At 49.1% G+C, this 1186-nt stretch carries 1 protein-coding gene and 1 pseudogene; one reads left to right on the top strand and one right to left on the bottom strand.

Annotated features, from left to right (window positions below; genetic code table 11):
* Nucleotides 1–210, top strand: a pseudogene (locus ACGG90_RS15680) (IS30 family transposase); the annotation flags it as partial.
* Nucleotides 211–569: 359 nt separating this feature from the next.
* Here the strand turns inward: ACGG90_RS15680 and ACGG90_RS15595 are convergent.
* Nucleotides 570–1186: transposase (locus ACGG90_RS15595; protein WP_390407408.1), on the bottom strand; the 617-nt coding region annotated here is incomplete at its 5' end.

Below are 1186 nucleotides of genomic sequence, written 5' to 3'. Positions count from 1 at the left end.
ACCAACGAGGTCCACAATAAGATGGTTCGGCGAGACTTTCCCAAAGGTGAATCCCTAGACGCTGTCAGCCCACAAGCTGTCGCCGAAACTCAAGATCGGCTCAACCGCCTCCCTCGTCGCCAACTCAGATATCGGACGACCGAGGAAGTCTTCGTCGCTGAGCGCGCTCGAGCTCAGCGACGAGCTGCCAAGGTAGTCGTAGCCAGCTAACTCAACTCATCAAAGATAACAGTTCATCTCACGGTGTCGTGCCATGGGGTGGCTAACTTGTTCTTGCAATTTGCGAAAGACATTGTGAAACACATAATCAAAAAAATAAAATCGATGTAGTTAGTGGCTGTTCAAAAACGCGTAGTGACTGATACTAGTGATTTTAAGACGTTACTGTCTTATAATAAATCCTGGATTATTCACCTCGGTATTGGGGACATGAAATCGCATCTGGCCGGTCTGAAAGCAACGTTTGGAGCGTTGCGAATACTGACTGAGCGGAGAAGTTGGTGATCGATGCACCACGAACAGACCGACCCAGTTTTCGGCTCGACGCACGACCTATTCAGTTATTCAGTTCAGGTCGCCAACTGATGGACTTCGTCCATGAGCCGACTAAACCAGTTCTTGTAAACATAGTTAGAAGCAAGATGAATCACCACACGACGGGCGTGCCAAGTAATCCTACCGGCGATGTGAAAGAGACTGAACCGTAGCGAGGAGATGGTTGAACGACGGTCTTCCGAGACAAAGAGCTGTTTAAAGAGCTGAACCAGGTTATAGGCAATACCGGTGATCAAGGCTCGTGCAGTGTTCCGTGCAAAAGTTGAGCTGTCTGTTTTGTCAAAGCCAAACCCGCATTTCAGCTCCTTAATTTGGTTCTCAGCATTGCCCCGCTGTCTATAGGTCTTGAACAAAGTCTCTGGAGCCTCGGAGGCCAGGCTGGTCACTACGAATGCGTGGTTCCAGGGAACTAGCTCATCTGCCGTATGAGTAGAACATACGATAACACGGCGAGCTTTACCCCATGACGCGGCCTGATACTTGAATTCGTGGTAGACGCATTTGCTCTCTTCATATTTTGGAGGGCAATCCACTAAGGCCGTTTCTGCCAGCTTCCCAAGCTTTGAATTTGCCTTGAGTCGAACCAAAAAGTCGACGCCATGTGTGTCGCACATCTCGTAAAATTTTGGCG

The organism is Lacticaseibacillus jixiensis (assembly GCF_042847315.1).
In the GTDB taxonomy this organism is placed as follows: Bacteria; Bacillota; Bacilli; order Lactobacillales; family Lactobacillaceae; genus Lacticaseibacillus; species Lacticaseibacillus jixiensis.
Note: the sequence above shows the minus strand (reverse complement) of the source record. Positions and strands in the feature narration are given on the sequence as shown.